The organism is Pseudomonas sp. R4-34-07 (assembly GCF_003852375.1).
GTDB lineage: Bacteria > Pseudomonadota > Gammaproteobacteria > Pseudomonadales > Pseudomonadaceae > Aquipseudomonas.
In genome coordinates this window covers 5450511-5474981 of the sequence record NZ_CP027760.1, presented here as the reverse complement: position 1 = coordinate 5474981, position 24471 = coordinate 5450511, and the positions used below count along the sequence as shown (strand labels likewise).

16 protein-coding genes and 1 pseudogene are annotated in these 24471 nt (G+C 62.4%); 12 read left to right on the top strand and 5 right to left on the bottom strand.

The features are described from left to right. Positions 1 to 33 precede the first annotated feature (33 nt). The 4 genes from hslV to C4J85_RS25225 form a co-directional block, all read right to left on the bottom strand. Complete coding sequence (hslV, locus tag C4J85_RS25240) at positions 34 to 564, bottom strand: ATP-dependent protease subunit HslV (protein ID WP_124368643.1); 531 nt, start codon at positions 562 to 564, stop codon at positions 34 to 36. Between the two features lie 224 nt (positions 565 to 788). Beyond that, positions 789 to 1490: an SPOR domain-containing protein gene (locus C4J85_RS25235; RefSeq protein WP_124368642.1), complete on the bottom strand. Its 702-nt coding sequence runs from the start codon at positions 1488 to 1490 to the stop codon at positions 789 to 791. Between the two features lies 1 nt (position 1491). Then, a complete protein-coding gene (argS, locus tag C4J85_RS25230) occupies positions 1492 to 3228 on the bottom strand; it encodes an arginine--tRNA ligase (RefSeq protein WP_124410962.1) in 1737 nt (578 codons plus the stop codon). A 236-nt stretch (positions 3229 to 3464) separates the two neighbouring features. Next, the gene (locus C4J85_RS25225; RefSeq protein WP_124410961.1) at positions 3465 to 5684 is read right to left on the bottom strand and encodes a primosomal protein N'; all 2220 of its coding nucleotides are present in this window, start codon (positions 5682 to 5684) and stop codon (positions 3465 to 3467) included. Between the two features lie 251 nt (positions 5685 to 5935). On the opposite strand from C4J85_RS25225, the gene rpmE reads away from it, so the two are divergent. The 3 genes from rpmE to C4J85_RS25210 all read left to right on the top strand — a co-directional run bounded on the left by rpmE (position 5936) and on the right by C4J85_RS25210 (position 8439). Beyond that, positions 5936 to 6169, top strand: a complete 234-nt coding sequence (gene rpmE / locus C4J85_RS25220) for a 50S ribosomal protein L31 (protein WP_005784030.1) — start codon at positions 5936 to 5938, stop codon at positions 6167 to 6169. A 14-nt stretch (positions 6170 to 6183) separates the two neighbouring features. Next, complete coding sequence (locus C4J85_RS25215; RefSeq protein ID WP_124410960.1) at positions 6184 to 6990, top strand: thermonuclease family protein; 807 nt, start codon at positions 6184 to 6186, stop codon at positions 6988 to 6990. Positions 6991 to 7170: 180 nt separating this feature from the next. Further along, on the top strand, positions 7171 to 8439 hold the full coding sequence (locus C4J85_RS25210) for a malic enzyme-like NAD(P)-binding protein (RefSeq protein ID WP_124364741.1): 1269 nt from the start codon (positions 7171 to 7173) through the stop codon (positions 8437 to 8439). A 199-nt stretch (positions 8440 to 8638) separates the two neighbouring features. Here the strand turns inward: C4J85_RS25210 and C4J85_RS25200 are convergent, their stop codons facing one another. Continuing rightward, the gene (locus C4J85_RS25200; RefSeq protein ID WP_372240639.1) at positions 8639 to 11101 is read right to left on the bottom strand and encodes a penicillin-binding protein 1A; all 2463 of its coding nucleotides are present in this window, start codon (positions 11099 to 11101) and stop codon (positions 8639 to 8641) included. 220 nt (positions 11102 to 11321) lie between these two features. On the opposite strand from C4J85_RS25200, the gene pilM reads away from it, so the two are divergent. The 9 genes and pseudogenes from pilM to C4J85_RS25150 all read left to right on the top strand — a co-directional run bounded on the left by pilM (position 11322) and on the right by C4J85_RS25150 (position 24466). Next, positions 11322 to 11978: a type IV pilus assembly protein PilM gene (pilM, locus tag C4J85_RS25195; protein ID WP_256657828.1), complete on the top strand. Its 657-nt coding sequence runs from the start codon at positions 11322 to 11324 to the stop codon at positions 11976 to 11978. Beyond that, entirely contained in the window at positions 11975 to 12526 is a 552-nt protein-coding gene (locus tag C4J85_RS25190) for a PilN domain-containing protein (protein ID WP_124372115.1), read from the top strand. Before pilM ends, C4J85_RS25190 begins: the two co-directional genes overlap by 4 nt. Further along, a complete protein-coding gene (locus C4J85_RS25185; protein WP_124410957.1) occupies positions 12523 to 13494 on the top strand; it encodes a pilus assembly protein PilP in 972 nt (323 codons plus the stop codon). Before C4J85_RS25190 ends, C4J85_RS25185 begins: the two co-directional genes overlap by 4 nt. A 141-nt stretch (positions 13495 to 13635) precedes the next feature. Next, positions 13636 to 14889 (top strand): annotated as a pseudogene (locus C4J85_RS25180) (type IV pilus secretin PilQ); the annotation flags it as partial. 4 nt (positions 14890 to 14893) lie between these two features. Next, a complete protein-coding gene (gene aroK / locus C4J85_RS25175; protein ID WP_124368633.1) occupies positions 14894 to 15412 on the top strand; it encodes a shikimate kinase AroK in 519 nt (172 codons plus the stop codon). A gap of 125 nt (positions 15413 to 15537) precedes the next feature. Beyond that, the gene (gene aroB, locus C4J85_RS25170; protein WP_124368632.1) at positions 15538 to 16638 is read left to right on the top strand and encodes a 3-dehydroquinate synthase; all 1101 of its coding nucleotides are present in this window, start codon (positions 15538 to 15540) and stop codon (positions 16636 to 16638) included. A gap of 10 nt (positions 16639 to 16648) precedes the next feature. After that, positions 16649 to 18220: an SPOR domain-containing protein gene (locus C4J85_RS25165; protein ID WP_124410955.1), complete on the top strand. Its 1572-nt coding sequence runs from the start codon at positions 16649 to 16651 to the stop codon at positions 18218 to 18220. Positions 18221 to 18569: 349 nt separating this feature from the next. Further along, complete coding sequence (gene gltB, locus C4J85_RS25155; protein WP_124405500.1) at positions 18570 to 23015, top strand: glutamate synthase large subunit; 4446 nt, start codon at positions 18570 to 18572, stop codon at positions 23013 to 23015. Positions 23016 to 23047: 32 nt separating this feature from the next. Further along, positions 23048 to 24466: an FAD-dependent oxidoreductase gene (locus C4J85_RS25150; protein ID WP_003171228.1), complete on the top strand. Its 1419-nt coding sequence runs from the start codon at positions 23048 to 23050 to the stop codon at positions 24464 to 24466. Positions 24467 to 24471: the final 5 nt, after the last annotated feature.

Sequence of the window (24471 nt, the reverse complement as noted above, 5' to 3'; positions counted from 1 at the left end):
TTTGGCGGCCTCAAGCGGGAATAAGCCTACGGCTTACTCGGCGAGGTCCTGCTCCTCAATGGTCTGATTGTGGTTGGTGAACACGCAAATATCGGCGGCGATACCCAGCGCGGTCTCGACGATTTCACGGGCCGACAGATCGGTTTTCTTCAACAGCGCGCTGGCCGCGGCTTGTGCATAGCCGCCGCCCGAACCCATGGCGATCAGGCCGTGTTCAGGTTCAACCACATCGCCGTTGCCGGTGATGATCAAGGACGCGTCTTTGTTGGCGACCGCCAGCATGGCTTCAAGACGGCTGAGGGAGCGGTCGGTGCGCCATTCCTTGGCGAGTTCGACGGCGGCACGCACCAGGTGGCCCTGGTGCTTTTCAAGCTGTCCTTCGAAACGCTCGAACAGGGTGAACGCGTCGGCGGTCGCGCCTGCGAACCCGGCGAGCACCTGGCCGTGGTACAGGCGACGCACTTTCTTGGCGTTGCCTTTCATCACGGTATTACCCAGGGAAACCTGGCCGTCGCCGCCCATGACGACTTTGCCGTGGCGACGTACTGAAACGATGGTGGTCAAGGGGAGAGTCTCCACGCAGCGGGGCGAAAATGCCCTGATGGAAACTGATATGGGGGTGGTGGAGGGGATTTCAACCGTAGGACGGCAGCGCGGACGAGTGGTGGACTGATCGTTCCCACGCTCTGCGTGGTAATGCCGCAATTGACGCTCTGCGTCTTCTCTTGTGACGCGGAGCATCACGGCTGCATTCCCACGCGGAGCGTGGGAACGATCATGAGGGATGATCAGCGGCTCTGGCGCTGTTGTAACAACAGGTTGCTAAACCCTGCGCCGGCCAATTGTTTCTGCGCCACGGTCAACTGCTCGCGGTTGCTGAACGGGCCTACCAGCACGCGATACCAGGTCGCGTCCTTCACCGTGCCGGATTCCACCGTCACCGCCTGACCCAACAGAATGATCTGCGCCCGCACGCGATCGGCATCCGCCTGTTTCGGGAACGAGCCCGCTTGCAGGAAGAACTTGGTCACCGGTGCGGCCTTGGTCTCTGCCACTGGAGGTGCCGGCGGCGGGGTGATACCTGCCAATGCCGCCTGGGCGCGCGCCGTGTCGATTTTCGCCGCTTCCGCAGGCGTCACCGGCGTGGTCGGCACTTGCGGCGTCGGCAGGGTTTTCTCCGGCACGGCGTCGGGCGGCACGATCACTTCCGATTCCGGCAGCAGTGTGTAGAAGTCGTACTTGGGCTTCACTGGTGCCGTCGGGCTCGGCGCGGTCTTGTTGGCCTCGGCGATCTTCGTGGCTTTCTGCTGCTCCTGTTTGACGCGCTTGACGTCATCGCCCTGGCCGGGCTCCAGCTTCATCAGAAATACCACGAATGCGCCGACCGTGAGGCCGATGGCCATCCACAGCCAGCCCGGAATCGGCTGCTTGGCCGGGGCCTGGTAGCGGCTGGCGCCGCGCTTGGGTGCAGGTTTTTTCTTGGCGGCCAACTTACATGCGCTCCAGAGTTTCCAGGCCCAACAGCTCCAGGCCTTGCTTGAGGGTCCGTCCAGCCAGTGCGGCGAGGCGCAGGCGACTGTGCTTCTGGGCTTCATCGTCGGCGCTGAGGATCGGGCAGTTCTCGTAGAAGCTGGAGAACAGGCCGGCCACTTCGTACAGGTAGGTGCAGAGGATATGCGGCGTGCCTTTCTCGCCGACGCTGTTGAGCACTTCGCCGAACTGCGCGAGCTTGGCGGCCAGTTCCTGCTCCTGGGGCGCGTCCAGCACGATCTGGCCTTGGATTTCGCTGAAGTCCTTGCCCAGTTTGCGGAACACACCGGCCACGCGGGTGTAGGCGTACAGCAGGTACGGTGCGGTATTGCCTTCGAAGTTGAGCATCAGGTCGAAGTTGAAGCTGTAGTCGCTGGTGCGATGCTTGGACAGGTCGGCGTATTTCACCGCGCCAATGCCTACCACGCGGGCGATGTTGCGCAGGTCGGCCTCGGACAGCTCAGGGTTCTTTTCCTTCACCAGGCTGTAGGCGCGTTCCTGGGCTTCGGTCAGCAGGTCGATCAGCTTGACGGTGCCGCCGTCACGGGTCTTGAACGGGCGGCCATCGGCGCCGTTCATAGTGCCGAAGCCCATGTGTTCCATGTGCATCGGGTGAGTGACGAAGCCGGCGCGGCGCGCCACTTCGAACACCTGCTGGAAATGCAGGGCCTGACGCTGGTCGACGAAATACAGCGCGCGGTCGGCCTTGAGCACGCCGCTGCGGTAGCGAACGGCGGCCAGGTCGGTGGTGGCATAGAGATAGCCGCCATCGGCCTTGACGATGATCACCGGCAGCGGTTCGCCCTCGGCGGTCTTGAATTCTTCAAGGAACACGCACTGCGCGCCGTTGCTCTCGACCAGCAGGCCTGCGGCCTTGAGGTCGTTGACCACGTTGATCAGGTCATCGTTGTAGGCGCTTTCGCCCATCACGTCGGCCATGGTCAGCTTGACGTTGAGCAGTTCGTAGATTTCCTGGCAGTGGGACAGCGAGATATCGCGGAAACGACCCCACAGTTCCAGGCATTCCTTGTCGCCCGCTTGCAGCTTGACCACCAGGCTGCGCGCGCGGTCGGCGAACTCTGCGGATTCGTCGAAGCGCTTCTTGGCGGCGCGGTAGAAGTTTTCCAGGTCGGCCAGTTCGTTGCTGGTGATCGGGTTTTCCTGCAGGTACGCCATCAGCATGCCGAACTGGGTGCCCCAGTCGCCTACGTGGTTCTGGCGGATCACGGTGTCGCCGAGAAACTCCAGTACCCGCGCCACGCCGTCGCCAATGATGGTCGAGCGCAGGTGGCCAACGTGCATTTCCTTGGCCAGGTTCGGTGCCGACAGGTCGATGACCACGCGCTGGCTGGCGCCGGCTTTGCGTGCGCCGATGCTGGCATCGGCCAGGGCGGCATCCAGGCGCGACGCCAGGGCCTGGGTGTTCTGGAAGAAGTTGATAAAGCCTGGGCCGGCGATTTCGGCCTTGGTGATACTGGCGTCGGCCGGCAGCGCCGCGATGATTTTTTCCGCCAGGTCGCGCGGCTTCATGCCCGCGGGTTTGGACAGCATCATCGCGATGTTGCTGGCGAAGTCGCCGTGGGTCTTGTCGCGAGTGTTCTCCACTTGGATCGCCGGCGACAGGCCTTCAGGCAACACACCTTCGTTGACGAGTTGGGTGAGGGCTTGCTGGATCAGCTGGCGAATGGTGTCTTTCATGGTGTTCTCTTTCGACCGCAAGCGGCGGCGCGCGATGCGCAGGTGGAAAAACTGGGCATTATCCGTGGCGAGGGCGGGCTTGCCAACCGTTCCAGACCTGTGGAGCTGTTTAAGGGCGTTGTGCCCCCTGTAGGAGCGAGCTTGCTCGCGAAAAACCCGAGGGCGCCGCGTGAAATCAGGATACCGCGTTATCGTTAACGTTTTTCGCGAGCAAGCGCGCTCCTGCAGGGGACGGCTTAATACAAATCTACCGGGTCTACATCCAGCGACCATCGCACTTGCCGGCCGCTGGGCATTTGCTCCAGGGCAAGCAACCAGCTACTTAATAGCCGATGCAGCGGTGCGCGGGACGTTGCCTGCAAGAGTAGCTGGGCCCGATACCGGCCGGCGCGGCGTTCCATGGGCGCGGGCACCGGGCCGAGCAATTCGATGCCGCTCAGACCCAGCTCCGCCAGCAAACGTTCAGCGGCGCTGCAGGCTTCGTCGAGAAAACCTTCGGCCTGGCCCGGTTTATGCGCCTCGGCGCGCAGCAGTGCCAGGTGCGAAAACGGCGGCAGCCCGGCGGCGCGGCGTTCGCTCAATGCCTGCTCGGCGAAGGCAAAGTAACCTTGCTCGGTCAGTTGAATCAGCAGCGGGTGGTCGGCCAGGTGTGTCTGGATGATCACCCGGCCCGGCTCTTCGGCGCGCCCGGCGCGGCCGGCGACCTGCACGATCAACTGCGCCATGCGCTCGCTGGCGCGGAAGTCGCCGGAGAATAAACCACCGTCGGCATCCAGGATCGACACCAGGGTCACCCGTGGGAAGTGATGCCCTTTGGCGAGCATTTGCGTGCCAACCAGAATGCACGGCTGGCCTTTCTGGATGGTGGCGAACAATTGGTTCATCGCGTCTTTGCGCGAGGTGCTGTCGCGGTCCACCCGCAGCACCGGGTAATCCGGGAACAGAATGCCCAGGCGCTCTTCGGCGCGCTCGGTGCCCGCGCCGACCGGGCGCAGATCGACCTTGCCGCATTGCGGGCAGTGGCGCGGCACCGGCTCGACATGGCCGCAGTGATGGCAGCGCAGTTCGCCGTAACGCTGGTGCACGGTCATGCGCGCATCGCAGCGTTCGCATTCGGACATCCAGCCACAGTCATGGCACAACAGCGTCGGCGCAAAGCCACGGCGATTGAGGAATACCAATACTTGCTGGCCGGCGGCGAGGGTCTGGCCGATGGCTTGCTGCATTGGGCCGGAAATACCGCTGTCCAGCGGACGGCTTTTTACATCCAGGCGCAGGAAACGCGGTTGCTTGGCGCCACCTGCGCGCTCATTCAGGCGTAGCAGGCCATACCGGCCGGTGTAGGCGTTATGCAGGCTTTCCAGGGAAGGCGTGGCCGAGCCGAGCACAATCGGGATGTCTTCCTGGCGTGCGCGTACCAGCGCCAGGTCGCGGGCGTGGTAACGCAGGCCTTCCTGCTGTTTATAGGAGCCGTCGTGTTCTTCGTCGATGATGATCAGCCCCGGATTTTTCATCGGGGTAAACAGCGCCGAGCGGGTGCCGATGATGATGTCGGCTTCGCCGTCCCGCGCCGCCAGCCACGACTCCAGGCGCTCACGGTCGTTGACCGCCGAGTGCACCAGCGCGATGCGGGCGTTGAAGCGCTGTTCGAAACGCGCCAGGGTTTGCGGGCCGAGGTTGATCTCGGGGATCAGCACCAGCGCCTGTTTACCGGCTTGCAGGGTTTCGCGGATCAACTGCAAATAGACTTCGGTCTTGCCGCTGCCGGTAACGCCGGCCAGCAGGAACGCGTGGAAGCTGTCGAACCCGGCGCGGATCGCTTCATAGGCGGCGCGCTGTTCGGGGTTCAACGGCAGCTCCGGTTGCGCCAGCCAATGTTCGTGGCGCGGGTCGGGGGCATGCTTGCGGATTTCCACCTGCACCAGGCCCTTGGCGAGCAACAGGTCGAGGCTGTCTTTGCTCAGCATCAGCTTGCTCAACAGCTGATGGGCGACGCCATGCGGGTGCTGGGCCAGGGTGGCCAGGGCTTCACGCTGGCGCGGGGCGCGGGCGATGCGCGGGTCATCCAGGCGGGCGCCGGGCGTCATCGACCAGAATCGCTCCTGGCGCGCTTCGGCCAGTTCGCCCTGGCGCAGCAGCACCGGCAGCGCCCAACTCAAGGTGTCGCCCAGGCTGTGCTGGTAATACTGCGCGGTCCACAGGCACAACTTGAATAGCGCGGGCGGCAGCGGCGGGGCGGCGTCGAGGATGGCGATGGCCGGCTTGAGTTTTTCGGCGGGCACTTCGCTGTGGTCGGTGACTTCCACCAGGATGCCGATCATTTCCCGGCGCCCGAACGGCACGCGCACGCGCATGCCTGGCTCCAGCTGCGCACGCGGCACACCGGCCGGGGCCCGATAATCGAACAGACGGCGCAGGGGCGAGGGCAGGGCTAGGCGCAAAATGGCGTCGGGCACGCGAGAAGTCTCATCTATAAAGGCAGGCGGTGGCGCAGGGGCGGGAGCCTAGCAGACCGACGGTGGAGGTGTCCCGTCTCTGCTGCAGGAAGGAGAGACTTGCGCAGGCGCCGGGATTTTCTGATGAAAGGGCGTGCTCGGCCGTCACCGCCGCTTGCGCGATTGAAAAGGTCTGTTAGAATTCGCGGCCTAATTACGTGCGGTATTCGACAATAGTGTCGAGTGGCGGCACGCTAGCCCGAGGGAGTGCCATGAAAGCCGATATCCATCCAGCGTACGAAACCATCGAAGTCACCTGCAGCTGCGGCAACAAGTTCGAGACTCGTTCGAACCTGTGCAAGCCACTGGGTACTGACGTATGCAACGAGTGCCACCCGTTCTACACCGGTAAGCAGAAAACTCTGGACACCGGCGGCCGTGTACAGCGCTTCGCAGATCGCTTTGGTGCTTTCGGCAAGAAGCCTGCTGCTACTCCAGCAGAGTAAGGCTCAAAGGCCTTATGGGCTTTTGCCAGCTGTTGAAAAAGGCGTCCCTTGTGGGCGCCTTTTTTGTGCCTGGGATTTGGCTCGGCGCCGCCCAGGCCCAGGTGTTTTGCCCGGCGCCGGCCTCCGTGGCGCGTGTAGAAGTACAGCGCGTGGTGGACGGCGACACCGTGCGCCTCAAGGATGGCCGCAGCGTGCGGATGATCGGCCTCAATGCCCCGGAAACCGGCAAGAAGGGCCGCGCTGACGAACCCTTCGCCATCGCCGCCCGCCAACGCTTGCAGGCCTTGGTGAGCGCCAGTGGAGGGCGCGTCGGCCTGGTGCCGGGTCGCGAGGCCAAGGATCGCTATGGGCGAACCCTGGCGCACCTTTACAGCGCCGACGGCAAGAACCTGGAAGCCCAATTACTGGCCGAGGGCCTGGGTTTTCAGGTGGGTGTCGCGCCCAACGTCGACCTCGTTGCCTGTCAGCAGGCGGCCGAGCACACGGCGCGGCAGGCAGGGCTGGGCTTGTGGCGGCAATCGCCAGTGCAAGGGGCGGCCCGGCTCAAGCAGTCCGGCTTCGCTCTGGTCAGTGGCCGGGTCAGCAAGATCGAACGCAATCGCGGCGGAATCTGGATCGAATTGCAGGGTTCACTGGTATTACGCGTTGCGCCCGATCTGGCCCATCAATTCGACACTGCCATGCTCGGTGGTCTGCAAGGCAAGACAATCGAGGCGCGTGGCTGGGTGCAGGATCGCTCTCGGCGGGGTGGGCACAAAAATGACCAGGCACGTTGGCTGCTGCCGATCACCGACCCCAGCATGCTCAAATTGACGCAATGATAAAAATTGTAGACATTTTTTAAGCCGATTGTGAACAGTCAAGCCCTTGTATCCCGTGGCTTTAGACTAAAGTACGCCGTCGCGGGGCCTTGACACCTGTGACCGACCAGTCTTGTAGGGGCTTTACGACACGCGTATCCTCGGCGGTCCGTCGACCAACAGTAAAAGCGGAATGCCGATATGTCTGATTTGAAAACTGCCGCTCTCGAATATCATGCCAATCCTCGTCCAGGAAAGCTGAGTGTAGAGCTCACCAAAGCCACTGCCACCGCCCGCGACCTGTCGCTGGCCTACAGCCCTGGCGTTGCCGAGCCCGTACGTGAAATCGCCCGCGACCCCGAGCTGGCGTACAAGTACACCGGCAAGGGCAACCTGGTTGCAGTGATTTCTGATGGCACCGCGATCCTGGGCCTGGGTAACCTCGGCCCACTGGCTTCCAAGCCGGTCATGGAAGGTAAGGGCGTGCTGTTCAAGCGCTTTGCCGGCATCGACGTTTTCGACATCGAAGTCGACTCTGAAAGCCCGCAGGCCTTCATCGACACCGTCAAGCGCATTTCCATCACCTTCGGTGGCATCAACCTGGAAGACATCAAGGCACCCGAGTGCTTCGAGATCGAAAAGGCCCTGATCGAACAGTGCGACATCCCGGTATTCCACGATGACCAGCACGGCACCGCGATCGTTACTGCGGCCGGCATGATCAACGCCCTGGAAATCGCCGGCAAAACCCTGAGCGAGGCGAAAATCGTCTGCCTGGGCGCCGGTGCTGCGGCCATTTCCTGCATGAAGCTGATCATCAGCATGGGCGCCAAGCTGGAAAACATCTACATGGTCGACAGCAAGGGCGTGATCCAGTCCGAGCGTACCGACCTGAACCAGTACAAGGCGATGTTCGCCCACCCGTCTTCCAAGCGCACCCTGGCGGATGCCCTCGACGGTGCCGACGTGTTCGTCGGCCTGTCCGGCCCGAACCTGCTGAGCGCCGAAGGCCTGAAGTCGATGGCGCCGAACCCGATCGTGTTCGCCTGCTCCAACCCGGACCCGGAAATCTCCCCGGAACTGGCGCACGCCACCCGCAGCGACGTGATCATGGCCACCGGCCGTTCGGACTACCCGAACCAGGTCAACAACGTGTTGGGCTTCCCGTTCATCTTCCGTGGTGCCCTGGACGTTCGCGCCAAGCGCATCAACGAAGAGATGAAGGTAGCGGCCGCCAACGCCCTGCGTGAACTGGCCAAGCTGCCGGTGCCGCAGGATGTATGCGACGCCTACGGTGGCGCCAAGCTGGAATTCGGTCGTGAGTACATCATTCCCAAACCAATGGATAAGCGCCTGATCACCCTGATCTCCGATGCCGTGGCCAAGGCTGCAATCGAGACCGGTGTGGCAACCCTGCCGTATCCGAAGAACTACCCGCTCAAAAGCGTGGATGATGTGTTCAACGGCTAAGCCGTTGTAGCGCACCAACAAAAAAGCCCCGGCTCTCGCGAGTCGGGGCTTTTTTGTGGCTGATCGTTCCCACGCTCCGCGTGGGAATGCACCCCGTGACGCTCCGCGTCACATGTGCTTGACCACAAAGCCGTGCGCGCACCCTGGACGCAGAGCGTCCAAAGCGGCGTTCCCACGCGGAGCGTGGGAACGAGCGTCATCAGAACAGATCGATCGGCGCACCTTCATCCGCCGGCAGCGGGCTGCCCGGTGCAACCCCGTTGCCCAGCTCATTGACCGACGGTGGCGTGTCTTCGCTCTTGAACAGTTCGAAGTAGGCGTTCGGCGTGCTCGGCGAGGCTGCGCGGCCGCTTACCGGGTCGATGCGCAGGCTGAGGATGCCTTCCGGTTCCGGCTGGGTGTGCAGTGGCTTGTCTTTCAGCGCCGCGCCCATGTAACTCATCCAGATCGGCAGCGCGACTGTACCGCCGAATTCGCGACGGCCCAGGCTTTCCGGCTGGTCGTAACCGGTCCATACGGTGGTCACATAGTCGCCGTTGTAGCCGGAGAACCAGGCATCCTTGGATTCGTTGGTGGTACCGGTCTTGCCGGCGATGTCCGCGCGGCCGAGGGCCAATGCGCGCCGGCCGGTACCCTTCTTGATCACGTCTTGCAGGATGCTGTTGAGGATATAGGTGGTGCGGCCGTCCACGATGCGCTCAGCCACTGCCGGTGCTTGCGGCTCGGCCGGCGCGGGGGTGTTTGCGGCAGGCGTCGCGCCTGGGGTCGGCTCGATGGTGATGCCGCCGTTGCTCGGTGCGGCAAGACCATCGGTCGCCGCCACACCATTGACCACATCGCCGGGCACCCGTGGCGGGTTGGCAGTGAACAGAGTGTCGCCGTTGCGGCTTTCGATCTTGTCGATCAGGTACGGCGAGATTTTGTAACCGCCGTTGGCAAAGGTGCTCCAGCCAGTGGCGATTTCCATCGGCGTGAGGGTGGCGGTACCCAGGGCCAGGGACAGGTTCGGCGGCAGGTCAGACTTGGCGAAGCCAAAGCGGGTCATGTAGTCGATGGTCTTGCCCACGCCCATCGCCTGCAGCAGGCGGATCGACACCAGGTTGCGCGACTTGTACAACGCCTCGCGAATGCGGATCGGGCCGAGGAAGGTGTTGGTGTCGTTCTTTGGGCGCCAGACTTTGTCCAGGTACTCATCGACAAACACGATCGGCGCGTCGTTGACCAGGCTGGCGGCGGTATAGCCGTTATCCAGCGCGGCACTGTAGACGAATGGCTTGAAGCTCGAGCCCGGCTGGCGCTTGGCCTGGGTGGCGCGGTTGTAGTTGCTCTGCTCGAAGGCGAAGCCGCCGACCAGGGAGCGGATCGCACCGTTTTGCGGGTCGAGGGACACCAGGGCGCCCTGGGCGACCGGGACCTGGCTGAATTTCAGGCTGTCATCCGCCTGGCGCTGCACGCGGATCAAATCGCCCACCTGCGCCACATCAGACGGCTGCTTGGGCATCGGGCCCATGCTGTTGGTATTCAGGAACGGGCGCGCCCATTTCATGCTTTCCCACGCCACATGCGCTTCGCCGGTGCGGGTCAGCACTTGCACGCCGTCTTTCTTCACCTGGGTGACGATGGCCGGCTCCAGGCCACTGATGGAGCGCTGTTTGCCCAGCTCGGTGGTCCAGGCGCTCAGGGTCTTGCCCGGCAGGCGCGATTCAGGGCCGCGATAGCCGTGGCGCTGGTCATAGGTGATCAGGCCTTCGTGCAGCGAATGGTTGGCAATTTCCTGCAAGTTGCTTGGAACGGTGGTAGTGACACGGAAACCTTCGGTGTAGGCCTCGCTGCCATACCGGCCGACCATCTCGGCACGCGCCATTTCGGCGATATACGGCGCATTCACTTCCGGCGTCGGCACGTGATAGCTGGCGTTCAACGGTTCGGCCACCGCGCTTTCGTAAGCCGCCTGGTCGATCTTGCCCAGCTTGTACATGCGCCCCAGGATCCAGTCGCGACGCTCCTTGCTGCGCGCCGGGTTGGCCAAGGGGTTGAAGCGCGACGGCGCTTTGGGCAGGCCGGCAATCATCGCCATCTGCGCCAGGCTGGCATCACGAATCGACTTGCCGTAGTACACCTGGGAAGCCGCCTCGATGCCGTAGGCGCGGTTGCCCAGGTAAATCTTGTTGACGTACAGCTCGAGAATTTCATCCTTGGTCAGCTGACGTTCAATCTGCAGCGCCAGCAGGATCTCGGTGGCCTTGCGCGAAAAACTGCGCTCGCTGGTGAGGAAGAAGTTCTTCGCCACCTGCATGGTGATGGTGCTGCCGCCGGATTGAATGTGTCCGCTTTTTACCAACTGCGTGGCTGCGCGTACCAGGCTGCTGGGATCGACGCCGTAGTGGTTGGCGAAATTATCGTCTTCGGCCGACAGCAACGCGCTGATGAAATTGGGTGGAATGTCGGCGAAACGGATCGGGGTGCGGCGCATTTCGCCGAACTCCGCGATCAGTTTTTCATCGCTGCTGTAGACCCGCAAGGGAATCTGCAACTGGATACTTCTGAGAGCCTCTACGGACGGCAAACCCGGACTAAGGTAAAGGTAGGCCCCGCTGAGTACGAGCAGCAGCCCGCAGACGATCGCGACAATGGAGTACCCGAAAAACTTCAGCAGACGAATCAAGGCTTTTGGATTTCCAGAGAAATGAAAGAGTTATGCGTCGGGGCATGCATGGCAAACGATGGATCGACCCGGGCAGCAGATAAAAAGCGGGAAAAAACGCTGGGCATTAAAGCATTTTCGCCTTCGGGCGTCATTCGCGCGGCTCAAACAAGTCGACCGAATGCACGCTGCCCGGCGGCAATCAGGCGGTAAGACAGGCAAAGCTTTAGGGAGTTTTATGGGAAAGGGATTTTTCAGGCGAAAACTCGATGTCGTCCTCGGCGTCGACATCAATGACCAGGGTATCAAGCTGGTCGAGCTGGGCCGTTCGGCGCAGGGTTTCAGTATTCAAGGCTATGTCACGCAGGTATTGCCGGCACATGCGATGGTCGATGGCACATTGCTTGACCTCGACGGCGTAGGGCGGGCGCTGCACCAGGCATTATCCCGCCTGCACAGTGGCACCAGGCACGCGGCCGTCGCGGTGGCGGGCCCTTCGGTCATTACGCGGGTGATCGAAATGGACACGGGCCTGGGCGACGAAGAGATGGCCTGGCAGATACAGATGGAGGCCGACCAGTACATTCCTTATCCTCTGGACGAGGTCGCCATCGATTTTCAGGTGCGCGGACCGTCGCCCCAGGAGGCGGGGCGGGTCGAGGTGTTGCTGGTGGCGTGCCTGCGTGAGCAGGTCGAGGCCCGCGAGGCGGCCCTGGCCCTGGCCGGGCTGGTGACACAGGTAGTGGATGTCGAAGCGTTTGCATTGGAGCGCGCTTGCCGTCAGGATTTTGCCAGCTTCACGCCGGGTCATCGAGTCGATGGCGCACAATGGGCCGTCGATGCCCAGGGGATGGGAGTGGCTTGCGGGTTAGCCCTGAGGAGTTTCGCTGGATGACACGAATCAATCTTTTGCCCTGGCGCCGAGCACTGGCGGAGCGGCGCCGCAAATATTTCCTGGCACTGTTGCTGGTATTTGCCTGCCTGGCGCTCGCGGCGGTGTGGTTGGCTGATCAGGTGATAGACCAGGCGATAGACCGGCAGGTCACCCGCAATGTGCGCCTGAACGGGGATGTCGCCGTGCAGGACTCACGCATCAAGACCATCGACGACCTGCAGGAGCGAAGCCAGCAATTGGCGCAGCGCATGAAGGTCGTGCAGGACCTGCACGATGCGCGCTCTTCCGGTGCTCGGCTGTTCGATCAGTTGGCTCGTGCAATGCCCGATGGCGTTCATCTGCATGAAGTGGTCGCGAGTGGCGATACGATCAGCATCCGTGGCAGTGCCGACAGCAATCAGGATATCGCCCAGTTGATGCGTCGGTTGGAGGCGTCACAGGGCGGCCACTCCGCGCGGCTCGAGCGGGTGCGCGCAGAGGGCGAGCGCGGCGATCACGAGTTTCAGCTGATGGTGCGTCAGGGGGAAACCATCGAGGCGCAACCATGAGCCTGCCCAGGCTCGACTTTTCCGCGCTCTCCTACAACGCTGCAAAATGGCCCTGGCCTGGGAAGGCCCTGCTTGGCTGTGCGCTGGCCGGTCTGGTGCTGTTGCTTGGAGAGGGGGTTTACCTGGGGGCCTCGCGGGAGCGACTGCACGGCCTCGAGGCGCGGGAACAGGCGCTGCAAGCGCAGCTCGAAGAAAAAACCGGCTTGGCCGCCGAGCTTGAGGCGTACACCGAACAAGTCAGGGCGATGGAAGAGACTGTTGCGGGCCTTCAGGGGCAGTTGCCCGGTGAGTCCGCAGTGCCGGGCTTGCTGGAAGACATCGCCCGGCTGGCGGTTGCCAAAGGCGTCTGGATCGAGGGCGTCGCGGTGCTGGATGAGGCGTCGCTGCCGTTCCATGTCGAGCAGCCCTTGAAGATTGCCGCTACGGGGGCCTATCACGACTTGGCCGCGTTCGTCAGCGCCCTGGGCGGGTTGCAGCGCATCGTCACGGTGCATGACGTGGCGGTGCGGCCTGAAGGGGCATTGTTACGTCTTGACCTGCTGGCCAAGGCCTATCGAAGTGCGTCCCCAGGCGGCAGCGCGTCCCGGGCGGTCGTCCCGGCTCCGCGCTTTGTTTATGACTCATCATCCCTGCGCGACCCGTTTCAACGCCCTGCCTTGCAGGCGGAGCACACGCCTGGGCGAGCGGCCCTTGCTCCAGACCTCACTCGGCCTCGCGGGCCGCTCGAGGGCATCGCAATCGAGCAGTTCGCCATGGTCGGTACGCTGTCGGGCGGTGGACGGACCTACGCGCTATTGCGTGCCGGACCGACAGTGCACCGGCTGGCGGTCGGTGACTACCTCGGGCCCGATCATGGTCAGGTCATGTCCATCCAGGACAGTCATGTCGAGCTGATCGAGCGCTTTCCCGATGAACAGGGCCTCTGGCTGGAGCGCCCGCGAACCCTGGTACTGAACGTCAACTCATAACGGAATCAAACCATGAAAAGGATTTTCTCGTGCTTCGGTGTGGCGCTATGGATAGCGTTCACGGCGCCGAAGGCCGCTGCTGTACCCAATCGCCTCGACCTGATCCACTTGCCGCCGCCCGAAAGCGCAGCTTCGGTCGGCTACACGGGCGACAAGCTGAATCTCAATTTCCAGAACATCGATTTGCGCGCAGCGCTGCAGCAAATCGCCGATGTCGCAGGCCTTAACCTGGTGGCCGGTGACGAGGTGCAAGGTTCGATCACCCTGCGGCTCAAGGAGGTGCCCTGGGAACAGGCGCTGGATCTGGTGCTGCAAGCCAAGGGGTTGGACAAACGGGTGAAGGCCGGCGTATTGCTGGTGGCGCCGGCTGACGAATTGGCCGCTCGCGAACTGCTGACGCTGGAGGCGCGCAAGCAGATGGCTGAGCTGGCACCGTTACGCCGGGAGCTGCTGCAGGTCAATTATGCCAAGGCAGCGGACCTGGCCAAGCTGTTCCAGTCAGTGACCGGCTTTGAAGGCGCGACCGACGAGCGCGGCTCGGTGGCGGTCGATGACCGCACCAACAATATCATCGCCTACCAGACTGGAGAGCGGCTGGAAGAACTGCGGCGGATCGTGGCGCAGTTGGACGTGCCGGTGCGCCAGGTGATGATCGAGGCGCGCATCGTCGAGGCCAATGTCGATTACGACAAAGGCCTGGGCGCGCGCTGGGGTGGGCGGCTCAATCGCGGCAATTGGAGCGCCGGCGGTATTCCCAAGCCCCAGGCGGACGGCGCGCAGCCACCAGAGAACCCACCCAGCTCACCCTTCGTCGACCTGGGTTCGCTGACCGGCACCTCGGGCCTGGGACTGGCCTTTATCACCGACAACCTGCTGCTGGACCTTGAGCTGACCGCCATGGAAAAGTCCGGCAACGGCGAAATCGTCTCACAGCCCAAGGTGGTCACCTCGGACAAGGAAACCGCGCGCATCCTCAAGGGCACCGAGATCCCCTACCAGGAATCCACGTCCCAGGGCGCAACCTCGGTGTCGTTCAAGGAAGCCTCGCTGTCGTTGGAGGTCACGCCGCAAATCACCCCCGACGATCATGTGATCATGGTGGTCAAGGTCACCAAGGACGAGCCCGACTATCTGAACAAGCTCAACGACGTTCCGCCGATCAAGAAAAACGAGGTCAATGCCAAGGTCCTGGTCAAGGATGGCGAGACCATTGTCATCGGCGGGGTTTTCTCCAATACCCAAAGCAAAGTGGTAGATAAAGTGCCATTTTTGGGCGATGTGCCGTATCTTGGCCGCCTTTTCCGGCGCGATGTGCGGGCGGAGAAAAAATCCGAGCTGCTGGTATTCCTGACTCCGCGTATCATGAATAACCAGGCGATTGCTGTGAGTCGTTGATTCTGTGCGAAATTTGATTCTTGTAGGGCCGATGGGGGCTGGAAAAAGCACCATCGGCCGTTTGCTGGCCAAAGAGCTGCGCCTGCCATTCAAAGATTCCGATAAGGAAATTGAATTGCGCACGGGTGCCAATATCCCATGGATCTTCGATAAGGAAGGCGAGCTGGGCTTTCGCGACCGCGAGCAGGCAATGATTGCCGAACTGTGCGGCTGCGATGGCGTGGTATTGGCCACCGGCGGTGGCGCGGTGATGCGCGATGAAAATCGCCGCGCCCTGCACGCCGGTGGTCGCGTGGTGTACCTGCATGCCTCGGTGGAGCAGCAGGTGGGCCGCACCGCCCGTGATCGCAATCGCCCGTTGCTGCGCACGGCCAACCCGGAAAAAACCCTGCGAGACCTGCTGGCACTGCGCGATCCGCTGTATCGGGAAATCGCCGATCTGGTGGTGCAAACCGATGAACGGCCGCCGCGAATGGTTGTGCTCGACATTCTTGAGCGCCTGCAACGGCTACCACCCCGTTAAAGCCTGGCCGCAAATGCGCTATTCTCGGCGGCGCGCCATGACCTCCCGGGGTGTGGCGTAGAGCCATCAGGCAGCGTCTGATCCAGGCGTTACCGGTCGTCAAAATATCTTCAACGCGGGGACACATGCAGACACTTAAGGTCGATCTAGGCGAGCGCAGCTACCCGATCCATATTGGCGAAGGTCTGCTGGACCAGCCCGAGCTGCTCGCACCGCATATTGCCGGTCGGCAAGTGGCGATCATCTCCAACGAAACGGTGGCGCCGCTGTATCTTGAGCGTCTGAGCCGCAGCCTGGCGGCGTACTCGGTGATCTCGGTGATCCTGCCCGACGGCGAAGCCCACAAGAACTGGGAAACCCTGCAACTGATTTTCGATGGCCTGCTGAGCGCACGGCATGACCGCCGTACCACCGTGGTCGCCCTGGGCGGCGGTGTGATCGGCGACATGGCCGGCTTCGCGGCCGCCTGCTACCAGCGTGGCGTGGACTTTATCCAGGTGCCGACCACGCTGCTGTCCCAGGTCGATTCGTCGGTGGGCGGCAAGACCGGTATCAACCATCCGCTGGGCAAGAACATGGTCGGCGCGTTCTATCAGCCGCAGGCCGTGCTGATTGACACCGCGACCCTCAACACCCTGCCACCCCGCGAGCTGTCGGCGGGCCTGGCGGAAGTCATCAAGTACGGGCTGATCTGCGACGAGCCCTTCCTGACCTGGCTGGAAGAGCACATGGATGCCTTGCGCGCCCTCGACCAGGTGGCACTCACCGAAGCGATTTCCCGCTCCTGTGCGGCCAAGGCGTTGGTGGTGAATGCCGACGAACGGGAGTCCGGTGTGCGGGCTACCCTGAACCTGGGCCACACCTTCGGCCATGCGATCGAAACGCACATGGGCTATGGTGTGTGGCTGCATGGGGAAGCCGTAGCGGCTGGCACCGTGATGGCATTGGAGATGTCGCAGCGCCTGGGCTGGATCAGCGTCCAGGAGCGTGATCGCGGTATCCGTCTGTTCCAGCGCGCCGGTTTGCCGGTGATTCCGCCGTCTGAAATGACCGAGGCGGATTTTCTGGAACACATGGCGATAGACAAGAAAGTGATCGACGGTCGACTGCGACTGGTGCTGTTGCGCCACATGGGCGAAGCGGTGGTGACCGACGATTATCCGAAAGAGATTTTACAGGCCACGCTGGGAGCGGATTACCGCGCCCTGGCCCAGCTTAAAGGTTAATAAGATCCCGATGACTAGTTTGCATGCCGACGAGGCGTTCCTCGGCCACTACCACCTGAGCCACGACCCTTTCGCGCCTCGGGTGCCCGGTTTCAAATTCTTCCCTGCACAGCGCAAGCCGGTACTGGGGCAATTGCACCATCTCGCGCGCTACAGCCAGTTGCTGCTGGTGGTGACGGGGCCGTTGGGCAGCGGCAAGACCTTGCTGCGCCAAGCGCTGGTTGCCAGCACCAACAAGCAATCGGTGCAGAGCGTCGTCGTCTCGGCCCGTGGTGCCGGTGACGCGGCCGGCGTGTTGCGCCAGGTGGCGCAGGCGTTGGACGTAGCCAACCCTGAGCCGAATGCGATTCTCAAGCAGGTGGTGCAACTGGGCCTGACCGGCCAGGAAGTCTATCTGTTGGTGGATGACGCCGAGCAGCTCGACGAATCTGCCCTGGAAGCCCTGTTGGCGCTGGCGGCGGGTACCCCGGAAGGGCGTCCCCATGTGTTCCTGTTTGGTGAGTCGTCGCTGATCGCCGATCTGGAGCAGATCAGCGGTGAACAAGAGCTGTTTCACGTCATCGAATTGCAGCCGTACGAAGAAGAAGAGACCCGCGAATACCTGGCTCAACGCCTCGAGGGCGCGGGGGCGGGTATCGAACTTTTCTCCGCTGCGCAGATCTCTGATATTCACGAAAGCTCCGATGGCTGGCCTGGCAACATCAATCAGGTTGCCCGCGATGCAATGATCGAAGCCATGATTGCCAGCCGCTCTGCGGTCAAGCGTCCAAAGATGGGGTTCACTATGCCTAAGAAGCACGTATTGGCTATTTCTGCCGTTGTCGTGGTCGCTGTTGCCGCCGCCTGGTTGATCCCGGGCCGCAGCAAGGCGCCGGCAACCGCTGGCGCGCCAACCGAACAGGCGCAGTTGCCACTGGGCAAGCCCACGCCGAACGTCGAATTCGCCAATTCCGGCCAGCCGACCAACCTGCCGATGGTCGGCCAACCTGTGATGCGCGGCCCGTTGGCCGAAGAAGCCGGTGGCATCTCTGAAGGCGACGACGGCGTGCCGGTGGAAGGCTCCAGCGCGACACCGCCAACCGTGACCACCACCGCGCCACCTGCGGGCGTGCCTGCCGGTACGCCAGCGACGCCGGTTGCACCGGTTGCGCCAGCTGCCAAGCCGACCCCGGCGCCGACGATTGCCACAGCCAAGCCTGCGCCTGCGCCGGTGACCAAGCCCGCGCCAACGCCTGCTCCAGCGGCCAAGCCTGCGGAAAAACCGGCGGCCACCGTTGCCAAGGCCGGCGCTGCCGGGAGCAGCTGGTACAGCAGCCAGCCCACCGGCAACTTCGTGGTGCAGATACTCGGCACCAGCTCCGAGGCCAACGCCCAGGCGTTCGTCAAAGAGCAGGGCGGCCAGTATCGTTATTTCAAGAAAGTGCTCAACGGCAAGCCGCTGTATGTGATCACCTACGGCAGCTTCCCAAGCCGCGCCGCAGCCGATTCCGCCATCAAGGCCTTGCCAGCGAAGGTTCAGGCTGGTAAACCTTGGCCTCGCACTGTTGCCAGCGTTCAACAAGAACTGGCAACAACTCGCTGAAGATCCGGCGGCCTTACCCAGGCCGCCCTCCCGGCACCTCAAAAAACTACAACAGCGTGCAGCCCTGAAGGCCGCGCGCTTTGTGGTGTCTGCGTCACGGTAGCTTTTGAGTCGTAGCGGTCAGAATTAAAAAAGTTTTGACTAGCACAGCATATCGCTTTAAACCTTTCATAAATGCGACATACATTTGCGACATTTCGTCGCTAAATTTGTGAGCGTCTGTGACGGTGTGTACAATGACCTCCCTTTTGCCCCCGCTAAGCCGGCGTACGTTCGGCGTGGAAGGTAACCGGTTGAATTGAAAAGAAATTTGCCTCGATATAAGAGGCAGCCTGGTGAGAAAGTGTCTATGAAAGCAGGTCTGTACCAACCCGATGAATTCAAGGATAACTGCGGTTTCGGCCTGATAGCCCACATGCAGGGCGAGCCCAGTCATACCCTTTTGCAAACGGCCATCGAGGCCCTGACCTGCATGACCCACCGCGGTGGGATCAACGCCGACGGCAAGACCGGTGACGGTTGCGGCTTGCTGATTCAAAAGCCCGACCAGTTCCTGCGCGCGGTCGCCAAAGAGCACTTCGCCGTCGAACTGCCCAAGCAGTACGCCGTGGGCATGGTGTTTTTCAACCAGGACCCGGTTAAAGCCGAAGCTGCTCGCGAGAACATGAACCGCGAGATCGTTGCTGCCGGCCTGCAACTCGTCGGCTGGCGCAAAGTGCCGATCGACACCAGCGTACTCGGCCGCCTGGCCCTGGAGCGCCTGCCGCAGATCGAACAAGTGTTCATCGCAGGCGACGGCCTGAGCGACCAGGACATGGCGATCAAGCTGTTCACGTCCCGCCGTCGTTCGTCGGTGGCCAACGCCGCCGATACCGACCACTACATCTGCAGCTTTTCCCACAAGACCATCATTTATAAAGGCCTGATGATGCCGGCGGACCTCACCGCCTTTTATCCGGACCTGAGCGATGAGCGCCTGCAAACCGCAATCTGCGTGTTTCACCAGCGCTTCTCCACCAACACCCTGCCGAAATGGCCGCTGGCCCAGCCATTCCGCTTCCTCGCCCACAACGGCGAGATCAATACCATCACCGGCAACCGCAACTGGGCCGTGGCCCGTCGCACCAAGTTCGCCAATGATTTGATGGACCTGGAAGAGCTCGGCCCGCTGGTCAATCGCGTGGGTTCCGACTCCTCCAGCATGGACAACATGCTCGAGCTGATGGTCACCGGCGGCATCGACCTGTTCCGTGGCGTGCGCATGATCATTCCGCCAGCGTGGCAGAACGTCGAGACCATGGACCCCGACCTGCGGGCGTTCTATGAGTACAACTCGATGCACATGGAACCGTGGGACGGCCCGGCCGGCGTGGTCATGACCGATGGTCGCTACGCGGTGTGCCTGCTCGACCGCAACGGCCTGCGCCCGGCGCGTTGGGTCACTACCACCAACGGTTTTATCACCCTGGCGTCGGAAATCGGCGTGTGGGACTACAAGCCTGAAGATGTGATCGCCAAAGGCCGCGTAGGCCCTGGCCAGATCCTCGCCGTGGACACCGAAACCGGGCAGATCCTCGATACCGACGCCATCGACAACCGTTTGAAGTCCCGTCACCCGTACAAGCAATGGCTGCGCAAGAACGCCCTGCGCATCCAGGCGACCATGGAAGACAACGACCACGGTTCGGCTTTCTACGACGTCGACCAGCTCAAGCAATACATGAAGATGTACCAGGTTACGTTCGAAGAGCGCGACCAGGTGCTGCGCCCGCTCGGCGAGCAAGGCTACGAGGCGGTTGGCTCCATGGGCGACGACACGCCGATGGCCGTGCTGTCCCAGCGTGTGCGCACGCCGTACGACTACTTCCGCCAGCAATTCGCCCAGGTGACCAACCCACCGATCGATCCGCTGCGCGAAGCCATCGTGATGTCCCTGGAAGTGTGTCTGGGTGCCGAGCGCAATATTTTCCAGGAATCGCCGGAGCACGCGTCCCGCGTGATCCTCAGCTCGCCGGTCGTTTCCCCGGCCAAGTGGCGCTCCTTGATGACCCTGGAGCGGCCGGGCTTCGACCGCCAGATCATTGACCTGAACTACGACGAGAGCCTCGGCCTTGAAGCCGCTGTGCGCAACGTCGCCGACCAGGCCGAAGAAGCCGTGCGCGCCGGTCGTACCCAGATCGTGCTGACCGACCGTCATATCGCCCCAGGCAAGCTGCCGATCCATGCCGCCCTGGCAACGGGCGCGGTGCACCACCGCCTGACTGAAAAGGGCCTGCGCTGCGACTCCAACATCCTTGTGGAAACCGCCACTGCCCGTGACCCGCATCACTTCGCCGTGTTGATCGGTTTCGGTGCCTCGGCTGTGTATCCGTTCCTCGCGTACGAAGTGCTCGGCGATCTGATTCGTACCGGTGAGGTGCTGGGCGACCTCTACGAAGTGTTCAAGAACTACCGTAAGGGCATCACCAAAGGTTTGCTGAAGATCCTGTCGAAGATGGGCATCTCCACCGTCACCTCCTACCGTGGCGCGCAACTGTTCGAGGCCATCGGCCTGTCCGAAGAAGTCTGCGAGCTGAGCTTTCGTGGCGTGCCGAGCCGCATCAAGGGTGCGCGTTTCGTCGACATCGAAGCCGAACAGAAAGCCCTGGCGGCCGAAGCCTGGAGCGCGCGCAAGCCAATCCAGCAGGGCGGCCTGCTCAAGTTTGTGCACGGTGGCGAATACCATGCTTATAACCCGGACGTGGTCAGCACCCTGCAAGCCGCCGTGCAGCAGGGCGACTACGCCAAGTTCAAGCTGTACACGAGCCTGGTGGATAACCGCCCGGTGTCGATGATCCGCGACCTGTTCAAGGTCAAGACCCTGGACACGCCGCTGGCCATCAGCGAAATCGAACCGCTGGAATCGATCCTCAAGCGCTTCGACTCCGCCGGTATTTCCCTGGGCGCCTTGTCGCCCGAGGCTCACGAAGCCCTGGCCGAAGCCATGAACCGCCTGGGTGCGCGTTCCAACTCCGGCGAAGGCGGTGAAGACCCGGCGCGTTACGGCACTATCAAAAGCTCGAAAATCAAGCAGGTTGCCACGGGTCGTTTCGGGGTGACCCCGGAATACCTGGTCAACGCCGAAGTGCTGCAGATCAAGGTGGCCCAGGGCGCCAAGCCCGGTGAAGGCGGCCAACTGCCCGGCGGCAAGGTCAACGGCCTGATCGCCAAGTTGCGCTATGCGGTACCCGGCGTGACCCTGATTTCACCGCCGCCGCACCACGACATCTATTCGATTGAAGATTTGTCGCAGCTGATTTTCGACCTCAAACAAGTCAATCCGCAGGCGCTGGTCTCGGTGAAACTGGTAGCAGAAGCGGGCGTGGGCACCATCGCCGCTGGCGTGGCCAAGGCCTATGCCGACCTGATCACCATCTCCGGCTACGACGGCGGTACCGGCGCATCGCCGCTTACCTCGATCAAATACGCCGGTGCACCGTGGGAACTCGGCCTGGCCGAAACCCACCAGACCCTGCGCGGCAACGACCTGCGCGGCAAAGTCCGGGTGCAGACCGACGGTGGCCTGAAAACCGGCCTCGACGTGATCAAGGCCGCCATTCTTGGCGCCGAGAGCTTCGGCTTCGGCACCGCGCCAATGATTGCCCTGGGCTGCAAATACCTGCGCATCTGCCACCTGAACAACTGCGCTACCGGCGTTGCGACGCAGAACGAGAAGCTGCGCAAGGATCACTACATCGGCACCGTCGACATGGTGGTGAATTTCTTCACCTACGTCGCCGAAGAGACCCGTGAGTGGCTGGCCAAGCTGGGCGTGCGCTCGCTGGAAGAGCTGATCGGTCGTACCGATCTGCTGGATATCCTCGAAGGCCAGACCGCCAAGCAACAGCACCTGGACCTGACGCCGCTGCTGGGCAGCGATCACATCCCGGCAGACAAGCCACAATTCTGCCAGGTAGACCGCAACCCACCGTTCGACAAGGGTCTGCTGGCCGAGAAGATGGTCGACCTGGCCGGTTCCTCGATCAACGATGCCAGCGGTGGCGAATTCGCCCTGGATATCTGCAACTGCGACCGTTCCATCGGCGCTCGTGTTTCCGGCGAAATCGCGCGCAAGCACGGCAACCAGGGCATGGCGAAAGCGCCGATCACCTTCCGCTTCAAGGGCACTGCGGGCCAGAGCTTCGGCGTGTGGAACGCCGGTGGCCTGCACATGTACCTGGAAGGCGACGCCAACGACTACGTGGGCAAGGGCATGACCGGCGGCAAGCTGGTGATCGTTCCGCCACTCGGCAGCGTCTACAAGTCGCAGGACAGCGCCATCATCGGCAACACCTGCTTGTACGGCGCCACCGGTGGCAAGCTGTTCGCCGCCGGCACTGCCGGTGAGCGTTTCGCCGTGCGTAACTCCGGCGCCCACACCGTGGTGGAAGGTACCGGCGATCACTGCTGTGAGTACATGACCGGCGGCTTTGTCGCCGTATTGGGCAAGACCGGTTACAACTTCGGTTCGGGCATGACCGGCGGTTTTGCCTACGTGCTCGACCAGGACAACACCTTCGTCGACAAGGTCAACCACGAGTTGGTCGAGATCCAGCGGATCAGCGGCGAAGCCATGGAGTCCTACCGCAACCACTTGCAGCACGTGCTGGACGAGTACGTCGAGGAAACCGGCAGCGAATGGGGGCGTAACCTCGCCGAAAACCTCGATGATTACCTGCGTCGTTTCTGGCTGGTCAAGCCCAAGGCTGCCAACCTGAAATCGTTGCTTTCCAGCATCCGTGCCAACCCGCAGTGATATGCGCCTGAACAGTTTGATGAGGTTTTAACATGGCTGAACGTCTGAATAACGACTTCCAGTTCATCGATGTCGGGCGCAAAGATCCGAAGAAGAAACTGTTGCGTCAACGCAAGAAAGAGTTCGTGGAAATCTACGAACCCTTCAAACCCCAGCACTCGGCCGACCAGGCCCACCGCTGCCTGGGGTGCGGTAACCCGTACTGCGAATGGAAGTGCCCGGTGCACAACTTCATTCCCAACTGGCTCAAGCTGGTGGCCGAGGGCAACATCCTCGCCGCCGCCGAGCTGTCGCACCAGACCAACACCCTGCCGGAAGTCTGCGGCCGGGTGTGCCCACAGGACCGTCTGTGCGAGGGTGCCTGCACCCTCAACGACGGCTTCGGCGCGGTGACCATCGGTTCGGTGGAGAAGTACATCACCGACACCGCGTTCGCCATGGGCTGGCGGCCGGACATGTCCAAGGTCAAGCCGACCGGCAAGCGCGTCGCGATCATCGGCGCCGGCCCTGCGGGCCTGGGCTGTGCCGACGTGCTGGTGCGTGGCGGCGTGACTCCGGTGGTGTTCGACAAGAACCCGGAAATCGGCGGCCTGCTGACCTTCGGCATCCCCGAGTTCAAGCTGGAAAAGACCGTACTGAGCAACCGTCGCGAAGTGTTCACCGGCATGGGCATCGAGTTCCGCCTGAACACCGAGATCGGCAAAGACATCACCATGGAGCAACTGCTCGCCGAATACGATGCGGTATTCATGGGCATGGGCACCTACACCTACATGAAGGGCGGCTTTGCCGGTGAAGACCTGCCGGGCGTGTATGACGCGCTCGACTTCCTGATCGCCAACGTCAACCGCAATCTGGGCTTTGAAAAGTCGCCGGAAGATTTCGTCGACATGAAAGGCAAGAAGGTCGTGGTGCTCGGCGGTGGCGACACCGCGATGGACTGCAATCGCACCTCGATCCGCCAGGGCGCCAAGTCGGTGACCTGTGCGTATCGCCGTGACGAAGCCAACATGCCCGGTTCGCGCAAAGAGGTGAAGAACGCCAAGGAAGAAGGGGTGAAATTCCTCTACAACCGCCAGCCGATCGCGATTGTCGGTGAAGACCGCGTCGAAGGCGTGAAGGTGGTCGAGACCCGTCTCGGCGAACCCGACGCCCGTGGCCGTCGCAGCCCCGAGCCGATCCCGGGTTCCGAAGAAATCATCCCGGCCGACGCCGTGGTCATCGCGTTCGGTTTCCGCCCAAGCCCGGCGCCGTGGTTCGAGCAGTTCGAGATCCAGACCGACAGCCAGGGCCGTGTTGTGGCCCCGGAGCAAGGCCAGTACAAGCACCAGACCAGCAACCCGAAAATCTTCGCCGGTGGCGACATGGTGCGCGGCTCTGACCTGGTGGTAACCGCGATCTTCGAAGGGCGCAATGCTGCGGAAGGGATCCTGGACTACCTGCAAGTCTGACCCTG